The organism is Paractinoplanes polyasparticus (genome assembly GCF_019710575.1).
GTDB classification, from domain to species: Bacteria; Actinomycetota; Actinomycetes; order Mycobacteriales; family Micromonosporaceae; genus Actinoplanes; species Actinoplanes polyasparticus.
On sequence record NZ_JAHWFK010000006.1, the window covers coordinates 58,292 to 80,631 of the forward strand.

Annotated in this window: 22 protein-coding genes; 19 read left to right on the plus strand and 3 right to left on the minus strand. The window is 70.1% G+C overall.

Translation table 11 applies throughout. The features are described from left to right. The first annotated feature begins 26 nt into the window (after positions 1-26). The 4 genes from trpS to KXC43_RS09040 are packed head-to-tail and all read left to right on the plus strand — an operon-like array spanning position 27 to position 2,945. Positions 27-1,049, plus strand: coding sequence for a tryptophan--tRNA ligase (gene trpS, locus KXC43_RS09025; protein WP_221375525.1), 1,023 nt, complete (start codon positions 27-29; stop codon positions 1,047-1,049). 7 nt (positions 1,050-1,056) lie between these two features. Continuing rightward, on the plus strand, positions 1,057-1,617 hold the full coding sequence (locus tag KXC43_RS09030) for a 2'-5' RNA ligase family protein (RefSeq protein WP_221375526.1): 561 nt from the start codon (positions 1,057-1,059) through the stop codon (positions 1,615-1,617). A gap of 19 nt (positions 1,618-1,636) precedes the next feature. Then, complete coding sequence (locus KXC43_RS09035) at positions 1,637-2,548, plus strand: YihY/virulence factor BrkB family protein (protein WP_221375527.1); 912 nt, start codon at positions 1,637-1,639, stop codon at positions 2,546-2,548. Positions 2,549-2,555: 7 nt separating this feature from the next. Then, positions 2,556-2,945: a hypothetical protein gene (locus KXC43_RS09040; protein WP_221375528.1), complete on the plus strand. Its 390-nt coding sequence runs from the start codon at positions 2,556-2,558 to the stop codon at positions 2,943-2,945. Here the strand turns inward: KXC43_RS09040 and KXC43_RS09045 are convergent. Beyond that, positions 2,942-3,526: a TetR/AcrR family transcriptional regulator gene (locus tag KXC43_RS09045; protein WP_221375529.1), complete on the minus strand. Its 585-nt coding sequence runs from the start codon at positions 3,524-3,526 to the stop codon at positions 2,942-2,944. The two genes, KXC43_RS09040 and KXC43_RS09045, sit on opposite strands and share 4 nt — an antisense overlap. Positions 3,527-3,624: 98 nt before the next feature. Here KXC43_RS09045 and KXC43_RS09050 point away from each other — a divergent pair, with 98 nt between their 5' ends. The 9 genes from KXC43_RS09050 to KXC43_RS09090 all read left to right on the plus strand — a co-directional run bounded on the left by KXC43_RS09050 (position 3,625) and on the right by KXC43_RS09090 (position 13,049). Next, positions 3,625-4,605 (plus strand): hypothetical protein, encoded by a 981-nt coding sequence (locus tag KXC43_RS09050; protein WP_221375530.1) that lies wholly within the window; start codon positions 3,625-3,627, stop codon positions 4,603-4,605. Between the two features lie 23 nt (positions 4,606-4,628). Then, a complete protein-coding gene (locus tag KXC43_RS09055) occupies positions 4,629-4,850 on the plus strand; it encodes an SCO4848 family membrane protein (RefSeq protein ID WP_221375531.1) in 222 nt (73 codons plus the stop codon). 212 nt (positions 4,851-5,062) lie between these two features. Next, positions 5,063-6,160, plus strand: a complete 1,098-nt coding sequence (locus KXC43_RS09060; RefSeq protein ID WP_221375532.1) for a BMP family lipoprotein — start codon at positions 5,063-5,065, stop codon at positions 6,158-6,160. A gap of 159 nt (positions 6,161-6,319) precedes the next feature. Further along, entirely contained in the window at positions 6,320-7,801 is a 1,482-nt protein-coding gene (locus KXC43_RS09065) for an ABC transporter ATP-binding protein (RefSeq protein WP_308129017.1), read from the plus strand. Then, complete coding sequence (locus KXC43_RS09070) at positions 7,798-9,066, plus strand: ABC transporter permease (RefSeq protein WP_221375533.1); 1,269 nt, start codon at positions 7,798-7,800, stop codon at positions 9,064-9,066. The genes KXC43_RS09065 and KXC43_RS09070 overlap by 4 nt, the downstream gene beginning before the upstream one ends. Before the next feature lie 5 nt (positions 9,067-9,071). Beyond that, on the plus strand, positions 9,072-10,340 hold the full coding sequence (locus KXC43_RS09075; RefSeq protein WP_221375534.1) for an ABC transporter permease: 1,269 nt from the start codon (positions 9,072-9,074) through the stop codon (positions 10,338-10,340). Positions 10,341-10,369: 29 nt separating this feature from the next. Next, a complete protein-coding gene (locus KXC43_RS09080) occupies positions 10,370-11,092 on the plus strand; it encodes a cytidine deaminase (RefSeq protein ID WP_221375535.1) in 723 nt (240 codons plus the stop codon). Next, positions 11,085-12,362, plus strand: coding sequence for a thymidine phosphorylase (locus KXC43_RS09085; protein ID WP_221375536.1), 1,278 nt, complete (start codon positions 11,085-11,087; stop codon positions 12,360-12,362). Before KXC43_RS09080 ends, KXC43_RS09085 begins: the two co-directional genes overlap by 8 nt. Before the next feature lie 6 nt (positions 12,363-12,368). Further along, the gene (locus KXC43_RS09090; protein ID WP_221375537.1) at positions 12,369-13,049 is read left to right on the plus strand and encodes a DUF4272 domain-containing protein; all 681 of its coding nucleotides are present in this window, start codon (positions 12,369-12,371) and stop codon (positions 13,047-13,049) included. A 141-nt stretch (positions 13,050-13,190) separates the two neighbouring features. Here the strand turns inward: KXC43_RS09090 and KXC43_RS09095 are convergent, their stop codons facing one another. Next, a complete protein-coding gene (locus KXC43_RS09095; RefSeq protein WP_221375538.1) occupies positions 13,191-14,024 on the minus strand; it encodes a putative RNA methyltransferase in 834 nt (277 codons plus the stop codon). A 26-nt stretch (positions 14,025-14,050) separates the two neighbouring features. Between KXC43_RS09095 and KXC43_RS09100 the strand changes: the two genes are divergently transcribed. The 6 genes from KXC43_RS09100 to KXC43_RS09125 all read left to right on the plus strand — a co-directional run bounded on the left by KXC43_RS09100 (position 14,051) and on the right by KXC43_RS09125 (position 21,690). Then, positions 14,051-15,136, plus strand: coding sequence for an adenosine deaminase (locus KXC43_RS09100; protein ID WP_221375539.1), 1,086 nt, complete (start codon positions 14,051-14,053; stop codon positions 15,134-15,136). 433 nt (positions 15,137-15,569) lie between these two features. Further along, complete coding sequence (locus KXC43_RS09105; protein ID WP_221375540.1) at positions 15,570-19,166, plus strand: sensor histidine kinase; 3,597 nt, start codon at positions 15,570-15,572, stop codon at positions 19,164-19,166. Then, positions 19,163-19,567, plus strand: coding sequence for a roadblock/LC7 domain-containing protein (locus tag KXC43_RS09110; protein ID WP_014447580.1), 405 nt, complete (start codon positions 19,163-19,165; stop codon positions 19,565-19,567). The genes KXC43_RS09105 and KXC43_RS09110 overlap by 4 nt, the downstream gene beginning before the upstream one ends. Before the next feature lie 106 nt (positions 19,568-19,673). Beyond that, entirely contained in the window at positions 19,674-20,054 is a 381-nt protein-coding gene (locus KXC43_RS09115) for a DUF742 domain-containing protein (RefSeq protein ID WP_221375580.1), read from the plus strand. Between the two features lies 1 nt (position 20,055). Then, complete coding sequence (locus tag KXC43_RS09120) at positions 20,056-20,643, plus strand: GTP-binding protein (RefSeq protein WP_221375541.1); 588 nt, start codon at positions 20,056-20,058, stop codon at positions 20,641-20,643. A 105-nt stretch (positions 20,644-20,748) separates the two neighbouring features. Continuing rightward, positions 20,749-21,690, plus strand: coding sequence for an aminoglycoside phosphotransferase (locus KXC43_RS09125; protein ID WP_221375542.1), 942 nt, complete (start codon positions 20,749-20,751; stop codon positions 21,688-21,690). A gap of 168 nt (positions 21,691-21,858) precedes the next feature. Here the strand turns inward: KXC43_RS09125 and KXC43_RS09130 are convergent, their stop codons facing one another. Beyond that, positions 21,859-22,317 carry a DUF2000 domain-containing protein gene (locus KXC43_RS09130; RefSeq protein WP_221375543.1) on the minus strand — a complete coding sequence of 153 codons (459 nt, stop codon included), beginning with the start codon at positions 22,315-22,317 and terminating at the stop codon, positions 21,859-21,861. Positions 22,318-22,340 lie beyond the last annotated feature (23 nt).

A 22,340-nucleotide genomic window follows, 5' to 3' on the forward strand; every position in this document is an offset into this window, starting at 1 on the left:
TCTCGACGGCTGACACAATGGTCGTCATGTCCGATGTCGCCCGCCGCCCCCGCGTGCTTTCCGGCATTCAGCCGACCGCCGACTCGTTCCACCTCGGCAACTATCTCGGCGCCGTTCGCAACTGGGTGGCGATGCAGGAGACGCATGACGCCTACTACTGCGTCGTCGACCTGCACGCGATCACCATGGGGCACGACCCGGCCGCTCTGCGCCAGCGCACCCGCGTGTCGGCCGCCCAGCTGCTGGCCCTCGGGCTCGACCCCGAGCGGTGCACGCTGTTCGTCCAGTCCCACGTGCCCGAGCACGCCCAGCTGGGCTGGGTGCTGAGCTGCATCACCGGCTTCGGCGAGGCCGGCCGCATGGTGCAGTTCAAGGACAAGTCGGCCAAGGCGGCCGATACGACGACGGTGGGTCTGTTCACCTACCCGATCCTGCAGGCGGCCGACATCCTGCTCTACCAGGCCGACCAGGTGCCGGTGGGCGAAGACCAGCGGCAGCACCTCGAGCTCACCCGCGACCTGGCCCAGCGCTACAACACGCGCTTCGGGCCCACGTTCACGATCCCCTCGGCCTACATCCTGAAGGACACGGCCAAGATCACCGACCTGCAGGACCCGACGGCCAAGATGTCGAAGTCGGCCTCCTCGCCCAACGGCATCATCGAGCTGCTGGAAGACCCGGCCCGTTCGGCCAAGAAGATCAAGTCGGCGGTCACCGACACCGGTCGCGAGATCCTCTACGACGAGGAGAACAAGCCCGGCGTCAGCAACCTGCTCACCATCTACGCCGCGCTGACCACGCGGACCATAGACGAGCTGCTCGAGCAGTACGACGGCCGCGGCTACGGCGACCTCAAGAAAGACCTGGCCGAGATCGTGGTCGACTTCGTCAAGCCGATCCAGGAGCGCACCCGCGCCTACCTGGAGGACCCCGACCACCTCGACAAGGTGCTCGCGATCGGCGCCGAGAAGGCCCGCGCGGTCGCCTCGGTGACGCTGGCCGAGGCGTACCGGAACATCGGCTTCCTCAGCCCGGCCCGCGGCGTCTGACCCCGAGGTGACGCCCCATCCGACCACCCCGCCGCCGCCCGAAGGCGGGCTGACGCGCATCGGTGTCGCGATCGACATCCCCGAGCCCTGGGGCGAGCAGCTCACCCAGCGCCGGGCCGCCGCCGGCGACCCGCAGGCTGCGTACACCCCGGCCCACGTCACGCTGCTCGGTCCGACCGAGGTCGCCACCGAGGCGCTGCCGCGCATCGAGAAGCACCTCGCCGCGGTCGCTGCCGCGCAACAGCCGTTCACCATCCACCTGCGGGGCACGGGCACCTTCCGGCCGATCACCGAGGTGGTCTTCGTGACCCTCGCGGCCGGCATCAGCGAGTGCGAGCTGCTGGCCGAGGCGATCGTGAGCTCCGGCGACATCCACCGCGGCTCGCGCTTCCCCTACCACCCGCACGTCACGATCGCCCAGGACGTGCCGGCCGAGGCGCTGGACGCGGCGTTCGACGACCTGGCCGGCTTCTCGGCCAAGTTCGGTGTGCCGGCGTTCACGCTGTTCTCCCACGGTGGCGAGGGGCCCTGGCGGCGCCGGCGCGACTATCCGCTCGGCAGGACGTGACTTCGGTTACGGTCGGCGCGTGAATCCGATCGATCGGGCCTACGACGCGGCCGAGGCCCGTGTCATGTGGCTGCGCCACAGGTCCCGGTACTTCGATCATCTGAGCCGGGCCGTCGTGCGCTACATCGACGTGCAGGGCGGGCGCCTGGCCGCCGCGATCGCCTACTACGGCTTCTTCGCCGTGTTCGCGCTGCTGCTCATCGGCTACTCGATCTTCGGCATCCTGCTCACCAACAATCAGGACCTGTTCGACATCGTCCGCGACTTCCTGCGGGTCAACCTGCCCTTCCTCGACATCGGGGCGATCCTCGCCAGCGGCCGGACGGTCGGCATCGTCGGCATCCTGGGCCTGACCTTCACCGGCATCGCCTGGGTCGAGGCCATCCGCTCGTCGCAGCGACTGATCTGGCGGCTCAACGAGCAGCCCGGCTACATCGGCGTCCGGCAGGCACTCGACCTGCTCGTGCTGCTCGGCATCCTGGTGCTGCTGGCGATGTCCCAGCTTGCCGTGTACGGCCTGAACCTGTTGCTGGACTGGATCGCCCACGGCATCGTCCGCTCGACGGCCGGCCTGCTGCTCACCGTGGCGGTCAACATGCTTCTGGCGGCGGCGCTACTGGCCGCGGTGCCTCGGCTGCGCATGACCGTCCGGCGGATGGCCCCGCCGGTGCTTCAGGTCGGCATCGGCATCACGTTGCTGAACACGGTGGGCAAGTCCTTCGTGGGCCTGGTGACACGCAATCCCGCCTACGGCCTGGTCGGTTCGGCCGTCGGCGTGCTGGTCTACCTGTACGTCTTCAACCAGTTGCTGCTGTTCGGAGCGGCCTGGGCGGCCACCAGCCCGCACGGGCGCGTCATCGACCTCTCAGCCGACGATAAAACTGCCCCCGTGGGGCAAAATACCTGGATTCGGCACACCAGCCCGGAATGATGAGCCCGTGGGCACACTCGTGACGTTGGATCTGCCGACCGGCTCGCCGGTGGCCGACCTCCCCTGGGTCATCACGATCGGATCGATCGGCGACGAGGAGGACTGGGAGCCGGTGGTCTGCGGCCCCTACGAGCGCGCCCATGCCCTGGCCCTGGCTCAGGCCGTGGTCGCCGACGAGCAGTTGATGGCCGTCGTCGAGCCGTTGCTGCCCCGCCCCGACGCGGAATCCATCCGCGACGAGATCGACCTGGCCCGCGCCGCCCTGGAAGAACCCACCGGCGACGTCGAGACCGACGACGAGTACGAGACCCGCCGCGTACGCCCGGGCCGCCCGCCGACCGAGGCCGAGGTGCGCGAGGGCTGGTCGCGGATAGCCGCCCGCCTCACCGCCGTCTAGCGGTTGTAGAGCGCCCGCACGCCCCGCAGGAAGCCGTCGCGGTCCGGAGTGCCGATGAGCATCCGTTGCAGGCCGTAACCCGGGATCAGCGCGTAGAAGGCGCTGGTGACATCGTCGAGGTCGGCGCCGGGCGGCAGCTCGCCCCGCTCGGCCGCCTGTGCGACGAGCACCCGGACACTGGCCCGCAGCCCCGTGTAGCGCTCGTACACGATCGTCTGGATGGCCGGGTCGACTGTCGACTCGGCCCACACCTGCAGCGCGATCGGGAATGCACCGTCGGCTCCGGTCTGCTCGTCGATCACGTCGAGGAGCTCCGACAGCGATTCCAACAGCGGCAACTGCTGGGTCGCGATCTCGTCGATCCGCCGGCTGATGCCGCCCACCACCCCGCCGGCGATGGCGGCGATGATCTCGTCCTTGGATTTGAAGTACCGGTAGACGGCGCCGACCGACAGCCCGGCCTCCTTGATGAGGTCCTGCATCGACGTGTTGTGCAGCCCCTTGCGCAGGAAACAGGTACGGGCCGCGGCGAGGATCTGCTCTCGGCGGGCGGTCAGGTGGTCTTCGGATACACGTGGCACGCCCCACATCATAAACGAACGCTCGTTCTTGACACGGCCGCGTGGCGCGGAGCACGCTGTGAACATAAAAGAACGAGCATTCGTTTTTAGGAGGAAACATGCAGCGCAAGGCTCTCGCCCTCGGCGTGCTCATCGCGGTGATCGTGGTGGCCGTCCAGGCGCTCCTCGTCCCGCTCTTTGCCGCCCCGGCGGCCAATATCGCGCCGCGCGACCTGCCCATCGCGGTCGCCGGACCACCCGCGCTGGCCGCTCAGCTCGAGGCCGAACGCCCGGGCGCCTTCGAGGTGCACCCGGTGGCCGACGCGGCCGCCGCCGACGCCGCCATAAAGGACCGCGAGGTGTACGGGGCGATCCTCGTCTCGCCGACCGGCCCCGAGGTGCACATTGCCTCGGCTGCCTCGCCCACCGTGGCTGCGCTGCTCACCCAGGCCGCGGCCGAGCTCGGCCCGCAGGTGCCGGTGCGTGACGTCGTGCCGCTCGACCCTGACGACGCACGCGGCGCCGGGTTCGCGGGCGGTTTCCTGCCGCTGGCCATCACCAGCCTGCTCGCCGGCGTCCTGGTGTTCCTGCTCGTGCGGCAGCGCGCCGCCCGGTTGCTCGCCCTGCTCAGCTACGGCGTTCTGGCCGGGTTCTCGGTCGCCGCGGTGCAGCAGGAATGGCTGGGCATCCTCCCGGGCGGTTACCTCGCCGTGGCGGCTGCGCTGGGTCTGTTCGCGCTGGCCGTGGCGGCGGCGATGACCGGGCTCGCGGCCGTGCTCGACCGGGGCGGCCTCGCTCTCGGCGCGCTCGTCATGTTCCTGGTCGGCAACGCGCTGGCCGGCATCTCGGCCGCACCCGAACTGCTGCCGCAGCCGTGGGGCGAGATCGGTCAGTGGCTGCCGATCGGTGCGGGCGCGTCGCTGCTGCGGTCGGTCGCCTACTTCGACGGTGGGGGAGCCGGTTTCGCGGTGGCCCTGCTCTCGGCGTACGCGGCCGGGGGTCTGCTTCTGACCCTGATCGGACGCCGCGGGCTCGCGTCGGAGAAGGCGCCGGCCTCGCAGCCCGGCTCGGCCCGGCCCGACCTGGTTCCGGCGGCCTGAGCAATCGCTGCGACCATGGCGAAATGGTCATCACTAAGCGGTGGGCGGTCTTCCTGACGGCGGTCGGGGTCTGGACCTGGGTCATCTGGCCCCGGTTCGGCCTGGCCATCTGGCAGGACGGCCGCTCTTTCGCTGACGGGCGGCCCACGTCGTTCCTGCTGATCCACGCCGTGCTGATCGGCGCCTCGCTGGTCATCGGCACGACCGTGGGCGTCCTCGGCGTAAAAGCCTGGCGAAAGTCCTGACCCGGCCGCAAGGTTTCTGGCTGATTACCACGCAGGCCGATGATTTGCCGCACTAACGGATAGAAGCGACGCCGCGAGTGTTCCCCGGTTGCGGGCAGATAACGGTGCGCCAACAGTCCGGTCCAAAGTGCCGCCCGCGCTCTGGCCTGCGGCTACGCTCCCGCGGTGAAGACTCACCGACAAGTGTCGGTGCGCGTTGGAAGGAGGGCGTCTTGCGCCCAGTACGTGGGAACCGGCTCGTTGCGCTGCTCGCGGCAGGTGGGCTGACGCTCGCCGCCGCGGCCTGCAGCGACGCGCCTGACGAGACCCCCGCCGGCGGCAGCTCGAGCGCCGCCGCCGCGGCCTACAAGGCCTGCATGGTTACTGACACCGGGGGCATCGACGACAAGTCCTTCAACGCATCTGCGTGGGCCGGACTCCAGGCCGCCAAGGCTCAGGCGCCCGGTGTCGACCCGAAGTACGTCGCGTCGACCGCCGAGGCCGACTACGAGCCCAACCTGCGCGGCTTCGTGACCCAGAAGTGCAGCTTCATCCTGTCGGTCGGTGGCCTCATGGGTGACGCCACCAAGGCCGTCGCGGCGCAGAACACGAGCCAGCAGTTCGGCATCGTCGACAGCGCGATCCAGGGCGCCGCGAACGTCTACCCGATGCAGTTCGCCACCCAGGAGGCGGCCTTCCTGGCCGGCTACCTGTCCGCGGGCTACTCGAAGAGCGGCAAGGTGGCCACGTTCGGCGGCCTCAAGATCCCGCCGGTGACCATCTTCATGGACGGTTTCGCCGACGGCGTCGCGCAGTACAACAAGGCCAAGGGCAAGAACGTCCAGGTGCTCGGCTGGGACAAGGCCAAGCAGAACGGCAGCTTCGCCGAGGACTTCGCCAGCCCGGCCAAGGGCAAGGCGCTGGCCAGCACGTTCGTCGCTCAGGGGGCCGACGTGATCATGCCGGTCGCCGGTGGCACCGGCCTCGGTGCGGCCGAGGTCGCCAAGAGCTCCAGCGGCAAGGTCTCGATCGTCTGGGTCGACCAGGACGGTTGCAAGAGCGCGGCTCAGGACTGTGACGTCTTCCTGACCACCGTGGTCAAGAACATCACCGACGCGGTCGAGACGGCGGTCGTCGCCGGCGCCACCGGTCAGCCGCTGACCGCCACCCCGGGCTACCTGGGCACGCTCAAGAACAACGGTGTCTCGCTGGCGCCGTACAACCAGTTCGACAGCAAGATCGACCAGGGTCTCAAGGACGAGGTCGAGAAGCTGAAGACCGACATCATCGCCGGCACGATCAAGGTTGAATCGCCCAGCGCTCCGGCCTGACGATTCACTGGGTAACATTCCGGCCGCCGCCCGACCGCGAGAATTTCTCGTGGTCGAGCGGCGGTTCCAGTTCTCGGGTAAAACTCACAAAGAAGCCGAAGTCGGGAGATTCCGCTGAGACTCGAACTGCGCGGCATCACCAAGCGCTTCGGCGACCTGGTGGCCAACGACCACATCGACATCACGGTCGAGCCCGGTGAGGTGCACGCCCTGCTGGGCGAGAACGGCGCCGGCAAGTCGACGCTGATGAACCAGCTCTACGGTCTGCTCCAGCCGGACGAGGGCGAGATCCTGGTGGACGGGGAGCCCAAGGTCTTCCGCAGTCCCCGCGACGCCATCGCGGCCGGCATCGGCATGGTCCACCAGCACTTCATGCTGGTCCCCGTCTTCACCGTGGCCGAGAACATCGCACTCGGGGCCGAGGAGGTGCGCGGCGGCCCGCTCGGCTGGCTCGACCGCCGCCGCAGCCGGCGTGACGTGCTCGAGACGTCCAAGCGCTACGGCCTGCCGGTTGACCCTGACGCCCTGGTCGAGAACCTGCCGGTCGGCTCGCAGCAGCGGGTCGAGATCGTCAAGGCCCTGACCCGCGACGTCGACCTGCTCATCCTCGACGAGCCGACGGCCGTGCTCACCCCGCAGGAGACCGACGAGCTGCTCGCGGTCATGCGGTCGCTGGCCGAGACCGGAAAGTCGATCGTCTTCATCACGCACAAGCTGCGTGAGGTCAAGGCCATCGCCGACCGGATCACGGTGATCCGCCGCGGGCGCACAGTAGCCACGGCCAGTCCCGACACCTCGACCGACGAGCTGGCCGCGTTGATGGTCGGCCGCGACGTCAGCCTCGAGGTCACCAAGACCCCGTCCGACCCCGGCCGCGAGGTGCTCAAGGTCTCCGGCCTGATCGTCGACGACGACCGCGGGACGCGGGCCGTCGACCGTGTCGACCTGGTCGTCCGCTCCGGCGAGGTGCTGGGCATCGCGGGCGTGCAGGGCAACGGCCAGACCGAGCTGGTCGAGGCGATCATGGGCCTGCGGGAGTCCCGCGCGGGCCTGATCGAGCTCGAGGACAAGAACCTCGCCGGCCGCACCACCAAGCAGGTGCTGCGGGCGGGCGTCGGCTACGTCCCCGAGGACCGCAGCCTCGACGGCGTGGTCAAGGACTTCACCGTCGCCGAGAACCTCGTGCTCGACATCTACGACCAGGCGCCGTTCGGCAACGGGTTCAAGCTCAATCCCGGGCCGATCGCCGATTCGGCCCGGGAGCGGGTGAGCCAGTTCGACATCCGCACCTCGTCACCTCAGTCGACGGTCGGCACGCTCTCCGGCGGCAACCAGCAGAAGGTCGTGGTCGCCCGCGAGATGTCCCGCCCGCTCAAGCTGCTGATCGCCGCGCAGCCGACCCGCGGTGTGGACGTCGGCTCGATCGAGTTCATCCACAACCAGATCATCCACGAGCGGGACGTCGGCACCGCCGTGCTGGTCGTCTCGAGCGAGCTGGACGAGGTGCTCGGCCTGGCCGACCGCATCGCGGTGATGTACCGCGGGCGGATCCTGGCCATCGTCTCCCCGGACACGCCGCGTGAGGAGATCGGCCTGCTCATGGCCGGCGTCGTGACGCGAGAAGCAGAGGACACGGAGTGACCACCGAAGCCCCCGAGGCGCCCAAGGCTCCGGCGAAGAAGGAGGAGAAGGAGGAGTCGTTCTTCGGCCTCTTCCTGCACAACCTCTGGTCGGCCAACACCGTCACGGTGACGATTCTGTCGATCTTCCTGGCGCTGGTCATCGGCGCGGTGCTGATCGTCGTGTCCGACTCCGCGGTGCTCTCGACGTTCTCGTACTTCACGGCCCGGCCGAGCGACGCACTCAACGCCAGCTGGGATCTGATCAGCCGGGCGTACGCCGACCTGTTCAAGGGCGCGATCTTCGACCCGGCTGCCGTGCAGGCGTGGTTCAGCGGCACCGGCGACTGGAAGACGGCGCTCAACCCGCTCTCCGAGACGCTCACCTACGCCGCCCCGCTGGTCTTCACCGGCCTGTCGGTGGCGCTCGCGTTCCGTGGCGGCCTGTTCAACATCGGCGCCCAGGGCCAGGCGGTCATCGGCTGCGTCACCGCCGGGGTGGCCGGCTTCGCCATCGGACTGCCGGCCGGCCTGCACCTGATCGTCGCGCTGGCCGCCGGGTTGATCGGTGGCGCGCTCTGGGGCTTCGTGCCCGGCCTGCTCAAGGCCCGCACCGGCGCCCACGAGGTGATCACCACGATCATGCTCAACTACACGGCGACGCTCTTCCTCGGCTGGCTGATCCTGCAGAACGGCGTGCAGGACCCGGACCGCACCGACGCGGTCAGCAAGACGATCGAGTCGACCGCCGCGCTGCCCGGCCTGCCCGCGCCGCTGCGCGTGCACCTGGGCATCGTGCTCGCGGTGCTGGCCACGGCCGGGGTCGCCTGGTTGATCAACCGCTCGTCGTTCGGCTTCGAGCTACGCGCCGTGGGCGTCAACCCGCCGGCCGCCCGCACCGCCGGCATGAGCGTGGCCCGCACTTACATCATGCTCATGGTCGTTGCCGGTGGCCTGGCCGGCCTGGGCGGCGCGGTGCAGGTGCTCGGCACGGCCGACCGGCTGACCGGCCAGGTGGCCGGCAACATCGGCTTCGACGGCCTGCTGGTGGCCCTGCTCGGCCGGAACAAGCCGTGGGGCACGCTGTTCGCCGCGATCCTCTACGGCGGGCTGCGCGCGGGCGGCAACCTGATGCAGGTCGACGTGGGTGTCTCGCTCGAGCTGGTCACCGTGCTGCAGGCCCTCATCGTGATCTTCATCGCGGCCCCCGCCCTGGTGAAGTCCATCTTCCAGCTCCGCGATGCGCGCACCGCGCGGCTCGGCACGTCCATGGCGAAGGGTTGGTGAGCGGCGTGTCGACCGCAACGGTGGAAGACCTGACCGAAGCCACCGCCCCCAAGAGGTTCTGGAACCGGCAGCGCCGGCTCGGCGCCGGCCTGGTCGTCATCGGCCTGATCGCGGCCGTGATCTTCGGATCGGTGGCCGACTCGGCGACCGCCCGCTTCACCCTCAGCGAGGACGCCGAGGGCGCCGCGCTCTCGATCAACGGCCAGTTCGGCGCCATCCTGTTCGGCATCGTCACGATCGCCGCCGGCGCCGCCCTCCTGGCCGGCGTGGCCAAGCGCTGGCAGACCACGCTGCTCACCCTGGGCATCGTGACCTTCGTCTTCTCGTTCCTGTGCTGGCAGGTGGCCGGCAAGTTCCTTCCGCTGGTCGACACGGCCAGCGGCTCGCTGGAACTCGCGCTGCCGCTGATCCTGGGCGCCCTGGCCGGCGTGCTGTGCGAGCGCTCGGGCGTGGTCAACGTGGCCATCGAGGGCCAGTTCCTGATGGGCGCGTTCGGCGCCGCCCTGGTCGGCACGCTGGCCACCAGCGTCTGGGCCGGTCTGATCAGCGCGGTCGTGGGCGGTGTCATCATCGCCTCGCTGCTGGCCGTGCTGGCCATCCGCTTCCTGGTCGACCAGGTGGTCGTCGGCATCGTGCTCAACCTGCTCGCGCTGGGCGTCACCGGCTTCCTGTACGAGCGGCTCATGCAGCCCGACGCGATGAAGTACAACTCGCCGCCGCGGCTGCCCGAGTGGCGCATCCCGGGCCTGGCCGACATCCCGGTCGTCGGCCCCGTGCTGTTCGAGACCAACCTGCTGGTCTGGCTGGCGCTGGCGCTGGTCGTGGTCATCCACCTCGCCCTCACCCGCACCCGCTGGGGCCTGCGCACCCGCGCGGTCGGCGAGCACCCCACGGCGGCCGACACGGTCGGCATCCGGGTGCGCGGCCTGCGCTACATGAACGTGCTGCTCGGCGGCGTCGTGGCGGGCGCCGGTGGCGCGTACTTCACGCTGGTCTCGACCGGGGCCTTCAACAAGAACATGACGGCCGGCGCCGGCTTCATCGCGCTGGCGGCCCTGATCTTCGGACGGTGGACCCCGTTCGGGGCGCTGGGCGCGGCCCTGTTCTTCGGCTTCGCCCAGAAGCTGGCCAACTACCTGAGCGCGGTCGGCAGCCCGGTGCCCAACCAGTTCCTCAACATGCTGCCCTACCTGGCGACCATCATCGCGGTGGCCGGTCTGGTGGGACGGGTGCGGGCGCCCGCGGCTGACGGTGTGCCCTACGTCAAGAGCTGACGTCGGGCACGTCAGGCACAATCTGCACCATGCAGATCGACTGGGCTGGGTTGCGCGCGGCCGCCATCGAAGCGATGCGGCACGCGTACGCCCCGTACTCCGACTTTCCGGTCGGAGCGGCGGCGGTGGTGGACGACGGCCGGGTGGTCGTCGGGTGCAACGTGGAGAACGCGTCCTACGGCGTGGGGCTGTGCGCGGAGTGCGGACTGGTCAGCCAGCTGCACATGACCGGCGGCGGACGGCTGGTGGCGTTCTCGTGCGTCGACGCCACCGGCAACCCGCTGATGCCGTGCGGCCGCTGCCGCCAGCTGCTGTGGGAGAACGGCGGCCCCGAGATGCTGGTCGAGTGGCACACCGGGCCGCTGCGGCTGGCCGAACTGCTGCCGCATGCGTTCGGCTTCGAAGACCTGGAACGCGTCAACGGCGCCTCCAAGACCCCCGAGGTGCCGGCCGAGCTCGCCAAATGGCGCGGCCGGGGCACCGTTTTCGTGCATCCCGACCTCTCCGGCGGCGAGACTGTCTGGACCGGCTACTGGGAGCGGTCCGCCGGCAGCCCGGCCGAGAGCGACGCCGAGAAGGGCGTGCTCGAGGAGGGGCCGAACTTCCCGAGCGCGAGCGCGGCGGTGGCCTGGGGACGGCTCCGCACCCCGCGGATCGTGGTCGTGGACGCCGAGGGATCGCTCGCCTGGGCCGGCGACGGGGCGCCTCCCGAGGGCATCCCGGCTTCGTGGAAGGAGGACGGCGATGAGTGAGTTCGCCGCGGTCGATGTCATCCGGGCCAAGCGGGACGGGCACACGCTGAGCGACGCCCAGATCGACTGGGTCGTCGACGCGTACACCCGCGGGGCGGTGGCCGACGAGCAGATGTCGGCCCTGGCCATGGCCATCCTGCTGCGCGGCATGACGCCGGCCGAGATCGCCCGCTGGACGGCCGCGATGATCGCCAGCGGGGAGCGGTTGGACCTCTCCGCGATCACCCGCCCCACCGCCGACAAGCATTCCACCGGCGGCGTCGGCGACAAGATCACGTTGCCGCTGACCCCGCTGGTCGCAGCGTGCGGGGCGGCCGTGCCTCAGCTCTCCGGCCGCGGGCTCGGCCACACCGGCGGCACGCTGGACAAGCTCGAGTCGATCCCCGGCTGGCGGGCATCGATCAGCAACGACGACTTCAAGCGGCAGCTGGAGGACGTGGGCGCGGTCATCTGCGCGGCCGGCGAGGGCCTGGCCCCGGCCGACCGCAAGCTGTACGCCCTGCGCGACGTCACGGGCACGGTCGAGGCCATCCCGCTGATCGCCAGCTCGATCATGAGCAAGAAGATCGCCGAGGGCACCGGCGCGCTGGTGCTGGACGTCAAGGTCGGCTCCGGCGCCTTCATGAAAGACCTGGACAGCGCCCGTGAGCTGGCGAGCACGATGGTGCGCCTGGGCCAGGACAGCGGCGTCACCACCATCGCGCTGCTGACCGACATGAGCACCCCGCTCGGCCTGACCGTCGGCAACGCGATCGAGGTCGCCGAGTCGGTCGAGGTGCTGGCCGGCGGCGGCCCGGCCGACGTGGTCGAGCTGACCCTGGCCCTGGCCCGCGAGATGCTGACCGCGGCCGGCATCGACGCCGACCCGGCCAAGGTGCTCGAGTCGGGGGCGGCCATGGACACGTGGCGCGCGATGATCCGGGCCCAAGGCGGCGACCCGGAGGCCCCGCTGCCGGTCGCGCGCGAGACCGAGGTGCTGCGGGCGACCGCCGACGGCGTCGTCAGCAGCGTCGACGCGTACGGCATAGGCCTGGCTGCCTGGCGGCTCGGCGCCGGACGGGCCCGCAAGGAGGATCCGGTCAGCTTCGGCGCCGGGGTGGTCCTCAAGGTCAAGCCGGGCGACCCGGTGCGTGCCGGCGACGTGCTGCTCGAGCTGCGCGCCGACGATCCGGCCCGCATCCCGGTGGCCCGCGCGACTGCCGCCGAAGCGGTCGTCATCGGTACGGAACGGCCGACTCTTACCAATCTGGTGCTCGACCGCATAGCCTGACGCACCATGCAGAAGGCAGTACCCGACCCACGGGCAGTCCGGGAGGCCAGCTTCGACGAGGTGGCCCGGCTCGGGCTGCCGCTGCCGCCGCCCGGCTTCCCCCTGGTGTGGGAGCCGGGCGACTCGGTCGAGCTGCGTCCCACGGCCGAGCTGGAGGCGCGCGCGGCGGTGCTGCATGTGGTGGTGGCCCGCTGCTTCGGCATGCCCACCGAGGCGGCGATGAGCTGGCTGCTCGGATCGCGCCTGGTCGACCTGGTCACCCCGCCGGAATGGCAGTTCGTGATCGGCGCCAAGGGGGACCACCGGTCGTTCGTGCTGCATCACGACGCGGTGTTCGCGCTGGCCTGGGTGCTCGGGCTGAGCCGGCATCTCGACCCGACGGCGCCGCCCGAGGGGCGGATGATGTCGCAGATGCCGGATCTGCCGGCAGGAGAGACTTTCGGGCAGTGGCGGTCGCGGTCGCTGATGTCACCGCGTGATCCCGTCGAGGCTGCTGTTCTGCTGGACCTCTACTACTGCCTGGACTGGGCGTTCCAGGAGGCGGAGCGGGTGGGGTTGACCCTGCCGGGCGAGATCGACGCCAACGCCATCGGCCAGCGGCGGTGGGCCTTGGAATGGGCAGTGATCTTCCATGGGCCCTATCACGACAAGCCGGCCGAATGGGAGGAGGTGGATCTTTCTGTATGAAGAACTCAGGTCAAGATCCATGTCGTGGCGGGGTGGTGGGTACGGATCGCTGCTCCCGCCGAGGGCCGCGACGCGGTGAGCTGGCCGCTGGCGCGTCCAGAGCGCTCACCGCGCCACGGCGACGTGCGTGAGCGGTTGCGCTCAAACCGGGCGATACGCCGTCAGTAGCACCGACGCCGTCACGGTGGCCGATGCGGCTTCGATGGCCGAGGCGTGGTGGGCACTCGGGGTCATGCCGATCAGCGTGCGGGTCTCGCCGGCGGTCAAGGTCATCTCGCGGCGCAGGGGGATCGGCTCGCCGGACTTGAAATGATCACCCAGGGACTCCTGGACTCGGGCGGCCTTGTCGGGGTCGACCTGGATCATCTCGTGGGCGGCGATCAATTCCCGCAAGTGATCCGGCTGCGGGGTCACGACCAGCAGCAGGCCGTCCGGGCGCAGGACGCGGTGGAACTCGGGACCGTTGCGCGGGGAGAAAACGTTGAGGACGACGTCGGCCACGCTGTCCGCGATGGGTAGCGGGCGCCACAGATCAGCCAGGACAGCCGCCGCTTTCGGGTGGGCGCGGGCGGCCCGGCGCAGCGCCGGCTTCGAGACGTCCAGGCCGAGGCCGGTCGCGTCGGGCGAGGCGTCGAGCACCCGGGACAGGTAGTGGCCGGTTCCGGTGCCCGCGTCGATGACAAAGCCCGGCCCGGCCTCCGTGGCCGGCGCGTCGGTGACAAAGCCCGGCCCGGCCGCGGCGGCCAGCGCGTCGGCGATGAAGTCGTAGTGGCCGGCGGTCAGGAAGGCGTCGCGGTCGGCGATCATCGCGGCGGTGTCGCCGACGTGCGGCATGCGGCCCGCGGTCAGATCGGCGTAGCCCTGTTTCGCCATGTCGAAGCTGTGGCGCAGCGGGCATCGCAGCGTCCGGCCGGCGCGCTCGAGCGGCTGCCGGCAAACCGGGCATCGCAGGTACGGCAATGCTCCGTCGATCATTGGTCCCCTGCCTCTAGGCTCGGTTGATGGCCGCCATTGCTTTCTCCGACATCGTTCCGGCGCCCAAGGCGCTGCTGCACGACCACCTCGACGGCGGGCTGCGCCCCGCCACCATCGTGGAGCTGGCCGATCGCGTGGGTCACCAGCTGCCCACGACCGACCCGGCCGCGCTGGGCGAGTGGTTCGTCGCGGCGGCCGACTCCGGCTCGCTCGAACGCTACCTGGAGACGTTCGCCCACACGGTCGCGGTCATGCAGACGGCCGAGGGGCTGCACCGGGTGGCCAAGGAGTGCGCGCTCGACCTGGCCGCCGACGGCGTCGTCTACGCCGAGGTCCGCTACGCCCCCGAGCAGCACCTCGAACGCGACCTGACGCTCGACGAGGTGGTCGACGCGGTCAACGCCGGCTTCGTCGAGGGCGCGGCCGAGGCGGCCGCCCAGGGCACCCCGATCCGCATCGGCGTGCTGCTGACCGCGATGCGCCACGCGGCCCGGTCGCAGGAGATCGCCGAGCTGTCGGTGCGTTACCGCGACGCGGGCGTGGTCGGCTTCGACATCGCCGGGGCCGAGGCCGGCTTCCCGCCCACCCGCCACCTGGACGCCTTCGAATACCTGCAGCGTGAGAATTTCCACTTCACCATCCACGCCGGCGAGGCCTTCGGGCTGCCCTCGATCTGGCAGGCCATCCAGTGGTGCGGCGCCGATCGGCTCGGGCACGGTGTGCGACTGGTCGACGACATCACCGGAACGGTGGCCGGCGGCGACGTCGTGCTGGGCCGGCTGGCGGCGTACGTCCGCGACAAGCGCATCCCGCTCGAGCTCTGCCCGTCGTCCAACGTGCAGACCGGCGCCGCGCCGTCGATCGCCGAGCACCCCATCGGCCTGCTGCGCGATCTGCGCTTCCGGGTCACCGTCAATACGGACAACCGCCTGATGAGCGGCACGTCGATGTCCCGCGAGATGACTCTGCTGTCCGAGGCCTTCGGCTGGGGGTGGCCCGAGTTCCAGTGGCTGACCATCAACGCGATGAAGTCGGCCTTCATCCCGTACGACGAGCGGTTGGCGATCATCAATGACGTGATCAAGCCGGGCTACGCGAAGCTGCTCGGCTGACGCTACGAAGCTGTTACAGGTCGCCCTGCGGCAACCGACACTGGCGGTTCGGCGGCACTGATCGTCCGTTCGGTCAGAATGGTCCCTACAAACATTGCAAAATCGGGCATCTCACCTTGCCGATCGTTCGCGACCGCGCCATCGTCTCTCCTGCCGCGATCCTCTACGATCGGGCCCGTTCGTTCGGTGTAACCCCCACGCCGATCGATCGGTCTGAGTAACGCTGAGAAAAGGTTCCCCTACATCCCGTGATATTGACCGGCGACGTCCCCGCTCCGGCGGACCAACATTGCGTCACACAACCGGTCCGTGTCCGGCGGCCCTTTCTCTTTGACACTCGTCGTGATGGAATCTCGGGGGCCCGACGCGGCAGTCGGCCGTGTGCGGCGCCCGGCAAGCCGAGTGCCGGGGCCCGAAACAGGAGGACGGTGACGTGAGCAAGCGCCCCAAGACGGCGACCGGCGTCATGTCGCGTCTCCGTCGCCCGGCTGATCGGCTGCGAGACCTGCCGATCTGGTCGAAGCTTGGCTTGATCATGTTGGTGCCTACCCTGGCGACGATCATCGTCGGCGTCAGCGGCCTGGTCGACCACATCGAGGAAGCCAACAACGCGGAGCGTGCGCGCACCCTTTCGGTGCTGTCGGAGGCGGCCGGCGGTCTCGTCGACCACCTGCAGAACGAACGTGCCTACGGCATGATGGTCACGACGATCCAGGACAAGAAGAGTCCCGACTTCATCAAGGCGAAAGAGGCCTACACCGCCGAGACCGCCCAGGTCGACGCGGCCAAGGTGCCCTACGCCCAGCAGAAGGCCGCGCTCGACGAGGTCCCCGAGAACATCAGCACGCTGCTCCTGCGCCTCGACCGCAACCTGGAAGACCTGCCGGCCCAGCGCAGCCAGATCGCGAACAACCGCCCCGGCACCGACGTCGAGGAGAGCTACACCACGCTCATCCGCGACCTGCTCGGCGTGCGTGACGCCGCCGCCCAGCTGGCCAGCGACACCGAGCTGAGCAACCACCTGCGCTCGGTCGCCGCCGTCGCCCAGGCCAAGGAGTTCATCGCCCAGCAGCGCGACATCGGTCACGAGATCATCAGCGCGCGCCAGCTGACCGAGCCGCTGCGCCGCGACTTCCTCCTCGCCGACCGGGGCTTCGTGCTCGCCGGCACCACGGTCCAGTCGGTCGGATCCGCCGCCGACATCGCCTCCTTCGCGGCCATCCAGAAGTCTGAGCCCGGCCGCGGCGCCACCGGCTACACGGTTCCTCTGCTGGCCCTGCAGGGCGCGAATACCCGCAACATCCCGTTCAACACCGCCAACTGGGAAAAGGCGATGACGGGCTACAGCGCGGAGTTCCGCAAGCTCGAGGTCAAGATGGACTCCGACATCGTCGCCGAGGCCACCGACCTGCGGAACGACGTGAATCGGCGGGTCTTCCTCGAGACCAGCATCCTGCTCGGCATGCTGCTGCTCGCCATCCTCTTCGCCTGGCTGGTCGCCCGCTCCATGGCCCGCTCGCTGCGCGAGCTGCGACAGGGTGCGCTCTCGGTCGCCCAGTTCGGCCTGCCCCACGCGGTGAGCCGGCTGCGCGACCCGCAGCTGTCCACATCGCTCACCCCGGCCCAGCTCGCCGACCAGATCGCCGAGCCCCTTCCGGTACGCAGCCGCGATGAATTCGGTCAGGTGACCGAGGCGTTCAACGCGGTTCACCTCGAGGCGGTGCGCACCGCGGCCGAGCAGGCCGCCCTGCGGGCCTCCGTCGCGACGATGTTCGTCAACCTGGCCCGCCGTTCCCAGATCCTGGTCGACCGGCTCATCGGTCACCTCGACCGGCTGGAGCGCGGCGAGGAGGACCCGGACCGTCTGGCCGAGCTCTTCCAGCTCGACCACCTGGCCACCCGAATGCGCCGTAACGACGAAAACCTCCTGGTTCTCGCCGGCGCCGACTCGACCCGTGTGCAACGCGAGCCGGCCGCCCTGATCGACGTGCTCCGCGCCGCGCAGTCCGAGGTCGAGCATTACACGCGCATCGAGTTCGGCATGATCGACCGGGACATCGAGGTGGCGGCGCACGCCGTCAACGACATGGTCCACCTGGTCGCCGAGCTGTTCGACAACGCGACCGCCTTCTCCCCGCCCAACTCGACGGTCATCGTCGAGGCCCGGCGGCTGGGCGACGGCGCTCTCCTCTCGGTGGAAGACCGCGGCATCGGCATCAGCCGCGAGCAGTTGCGCGAGCTGAACGAGCGGCTCGCCAGCCCGCCGATGGTCGACGTGGCCGTCTCCCGCATGATGGGCCTGGTCGTGGTCGCCCGGCTGGCCAACCGGCACGCCGTCAAGGTCGAGCTGCGCCCGGCCGACACCGAGCGGGGCACGGTGGCCGAGGTCGGCCTTCCGCTCTCGGTGCTCACCGGCAGCCACAACCAGAACGCCGTCGCGAGCGGCGGCCGCCCCCAGGTCGGCGCCGGCTACGACGAGCAGGGTCGCCCGGGCATGCCCGAGCCGCTCGCGCTCGAAAGTGGCCGCGGTGGCTACCCGAGCGGCAGCTACCCCACCGGTCGTCCGTTCGACCCCAATCCGCCGATGAACACCGGCGGCATGCTGGGCACCAACGGGCACTCGGTGCCGGCGTGGTCCGACCTGACCGGAGCGCCGAGCAACGGCTTCGGTTCCAACGGCTCGCTCAACGGCGCCAACGGCAGCAACGGGAACGGCAACGGCAGCAACGGCTTCTACGGCCCGCGCAGCAACGAGCCCATCCCGCCGCTGCCGTCCGGCCCCGGTGGCCAGCCGTCGCCGCAGGGCTTCGCCGGTCCCGACGGGCTGCCGCAGCGCCGCAACGGTGAGCCCGGCCGTCCCGACGGTGACGCCACCGGTTACGGCGCGACGATTCCGCGCCAGCTGCCGGCCAACCCGGAACACCAGGGCCGCACCCCGTTCGTCCCGCCGGTCTCGGCTCCGCCGCTGCCGCCGGTCTCGGCTCCGCCGGTTCCCTCGGCCCCGCCGTACGGTGGCCGCCCGATGTCGTCGCCGCCCGGATCGGAACCCCCGGTCTCCGCGCCGCCGACCGCGGCCGCGCCTCCGGTCTGGCCGCCGGTCGCTCCCGAGCGCGAGAACCCGGCTCCGCACGTGCCCGAGAGCCTGGCGGCCGCGCTCGACATGACCGCCGAGCTCCCGCGCTACCGGCCGGAGCAGCGCGGCGACCAGCGACCGCAGGTGGAGCGCCCGACCAACCCGCAGACGGCGCCGATCCCGTCCTCCGCCCCGCCGGCCACGCCGGTCTCCGCGGCACCCACCTCGGGTCTGCCGTCGGAGTCGCAGCGGGCGGCCGCGGCGGCCAAGGCGGCGCACGAGGCCGCGACCGCGCAGGCTGCCGAGGCGCAGGCCACGGCCGCCGCCCAGATCGCGGCCGCGCAGGCCGCGGCCCGCCAGCGGGACAACGGCCAGGGCCAGTTCGCCGACGAGACGATGGAACTCCCGATCTTCCGGGAGCTCGAGTCGGCCTGGTTCACGACTGCCCGTCCGGCTGACACCAAACCGTCGACCAACGGACTTGACGAGCCGGTCAGCTCGCAGCGAATCCCCACCGGGGAGCCGTCGCGGACGGTCGGTGTGCCACAGCAGGCCGTCTCACCCGAGTCACGCGACCGAGACCCGGCTACTGTTGGTGCCGGCGCCTCCAACGGCGCCGTCGCGAACGGCTCCAGCCCGAACGGCAGTGTCGCCACGAGCCCGTGGCAGACCGCGGCCGACACAGGCTGGCAGGCCGCTCAGGCGGCGTCCGAGGTGGCGGTCGAATCCACGACCACAGCGGGTCTGCCCAAGCGAACTCCGATGGCGCAGCTCGTCCCCGGTGGTGTCGACCGGAACGACACTTCCGTTCAGCGCCGTACCCCCGAAGGTGTCCGCGGTCTGCTGTCCGCCTACCACCGGGGTGTTCAGCGCGGTCGCACCAAAGAATCGACCAACCCGGAGGAGACTCCGGGAGGGCAGCAGTCCTCGCAGGCTGGCAAGGAGCATGAGGCATGACATCTACGCAGGATCTCGGTTGGCTGCTGGCCAACTTCGCCGACCGCGTTCCCGGCGTCGCACATGCGATCGCGGTCTCCGCTGACGGTCTGCTCCTGGCGGCGTCACGGGACCTTCCCCGGGACCGCGCCGATCAGCTGGCAGCCATCGCTTCCGGCCTGGTGAGCCTCACTCAGGGCGCCGCGCGGTGCTTCGAGGGTGGCGCCGTGCTGCAGACGGTGGTCGAAATGGACAACGGGTTCCTCTTCCTGATGTCCATCTCGGACGGCTCGTCCTTCGCGGTGCTCGCGGCGCGCAGCTGCGACGTCGGGCAGGTGGGCTACGAGATGGCCCTCCTGGTCGACCGCGTCGGTGAGGCTCTCACCCCCGCACCGCGTTCCGCGGCCGGGGTTCTGGGCTGAGTGAGTCCTCGGCTGAACGGGCAGCTTGCCGGTTACTTCGGCCGCTGTTCAAAGAGTTGACAACAAGAGACACTTCTAGGGTCCGAGGAAGGGGTGAGCGGTGACGATGCCCGAACGCGATGAGCCGACCGGCGCGCTGGTCAGGCCGTACGCCGTGACTCGTGGTCGGACCCGACCAAAGCTTGAGATAGCGCTGGAAGCGCTGGTCGAGACAACCGTTCGTGGCCGATCTGGCATGATGCGCGGCGGACAGGGTGGAAGCGAGCATCAGTACATCGCGGAGATGTGCGACGGCGGCCGAGTTCAGTCGCTGGCGGAAATCGCCGCACGCATGCAACTGCCGCTCGGTGTGGCTCGAGTGATCGTCGCCGACATGGCCACCGATGGCCTTGTCGCGGTGTACGAGCCCACCTCGCTGGACGACGAGACCGACGCGGTAGGCACGGAACTGCTGGAAAGGGTGCTGAGTGGACTTCGCAGGCTCTGACATGTCGCACCGTCCCTCTGCGGGGCGCGTGACGTCGGCGAAGATTGTTATCGCCGGCGGGTTCGGCGTCGGTAAGACGACGCTGGTCGGGTCGGTCTCGGAGATCACCCCGCTCACCACCGAGGCCATCATGACCTCGGCGGGTGTGGGTGTCGACGACAACCGGCAGGGCCCGGGGAAGATGACGACCACTGTCGCCATGGACTTCGGCCGAATCAGCATCGACCGCGACCTGATTCTCTATCTGTTCGGAACACCGGGCCAGACGCGTTTCTGGTTCATGTGGGACGAGCTGGTGCGGGGCGCGATCGGTGCGGTCGTGATGGTGGACACTCGGCGTCTCGCCGACTGCTTCGCCGCGATCGACTTCTTCGAGCACCGTCGCCTTCCGTACCTGATCGCGATCAACTGCTTCGACGGTATGCAGTATCACAACGCCCAGGACGTTCGGGACGCGCTGGCGATCTCGAGTGACGTCCCTGTGGTGAGCTGCGACGCGCGCAACCGTGAGTCGACGAAGAACGTCCTCATCTCGCTGGTCGAGTATGTGCTGACGATGCGTCGGACACGCGCGGTGGCGCCCGCCTGACAGTCGGTCGAAGCCCCGTTCCGCTAGGCCGGAGCGGGGCTTCGCCGTGTCTTCGCGCTGTTAATCGGTTGTGGACGGCAGCCGGCGTCGGCAGGATCGCTCGCCATGCGTGCCTTTCTGACGGTCGACGACGTGACCGAACTGGTGGCGGAACAACTGGGCAGCGACCGGCAGGCGGTGGGCCTGGAACGGCTCACCGGCGGTACGAAGAAGGGCGTCTACCGGATCCGGCTCGACGACGGGCACTCGGTGGTCCTCTATGTGTGGGCGGCGGCCGAGGACTACTGGCCGCCTTCCGAGACCGTGCCCGACGATCCGTTCACCGATGCGTCCGGGGCCGAGCTGTTCGTCACGAACCGGGCGCTGTTGGCGGGCGCCGGTGTGCGGGTGCCCGAGCTGTATTTCGCCGGCGGCGACCGGGCGCTCGTCGAGGACGTCGGTGCCGAGACGCTCGAGGCGCGGATGGGCTATGACCGCGGGCCACTGGCTGAGCTGGGGCGGTCGCTGCGCCGCATGCACACCACCACCGGGCCCGAGTGGGGGCGGCCCGCCGCGCTGAGGTCGCAGAACAGGCCGCCCGAAGAGATGGTCCTGGACCGTGCGCTGGCCCACCTCGCGGCGGTGGTGCGCCGGGACGAGCGGGTTGCGGCCGCCCGCAGCCGGATCGACGACCATCTGCGCGGGCTGCGCGAACGGGTGGAGCAGCGGCGCAATTACGTGCTGATCCACGGCGAGTTGGGGCCCGACCACGTGTTCATGTCGGCCGCGGGCGAGCCGGTGATGATCGACATCGAGGGCGTGACCTACTTCGACGCCGAGTGGGAGCACGCCTTCCTGCAGTTGCGTTTTCAGGCGGCGTACGCGGAGCTGGCACCTGTGGATCTTGACCCGGCGAGGCTCGAGCTCTACCGGTTCGCGCAGGTGATCAGCCTGATCGAGGGCCCGCTGCGGATCGCCGACACCGACTTCCCCCGCGGGCAGTGGATGCGCGACCTCGCCGAGCTGAACATCAACAAGGCCCTGGCGGCCGTCTCCTGGCTGGGCTGACGCCTAGGGTCTGTTTCGCACCAGGGGCGGGGCTGCGGCGAGGCCCAGATCCCGCCTGGCGGCGTCCCGCGAAAGCCCGGTTCCAACACCGGGAGCCGGACTTCCGTGGGCCACCACCAGACGAAATCTGGACCGCGCCTCGCTCCCACCCCCGCTGCGAAACAGACCCTAGGCGAGGAGTGGGAGCTTGCCGACCAGCTTGTCGACCGGGTTGCGCGGGCCCACGATGCTGACCGCGTAGTAGTCGAGGCCGTCGGCGGCGGTGCCGGCCACGGACGACAGGTATTCGGTGTAGACGCGGGTGTGCTGCGCGGCTGCCGGCATGTCGGCCACGAAGAAGTCGGCCCGGGCGGCGGCCTTGGCGCGGATCGTGCGCAGGGTGGCGGGGTCGGCTGACAGCACCGTGCACCCCGCCCACGGCAGGCCCGGATGCGCGTTGCCGTCGGCGTCCACCGCGTCGTCGCCCAGCAGCCCGGCGACCGCCTGCGAGGTGGCCGCGGCGGTGCAGATGGCAGCGTTGGCCGCGCGTCCGGCGGGCAGGTCGCCGTCGACTACGACGACCCACTTCAGCCGGGCGGCGCGGGTGGGCGCGCTCGGGTCGATCTCCGCCGGCTCGAATCCGATCATGTTGGCCTCCGTACGTCTGTGCA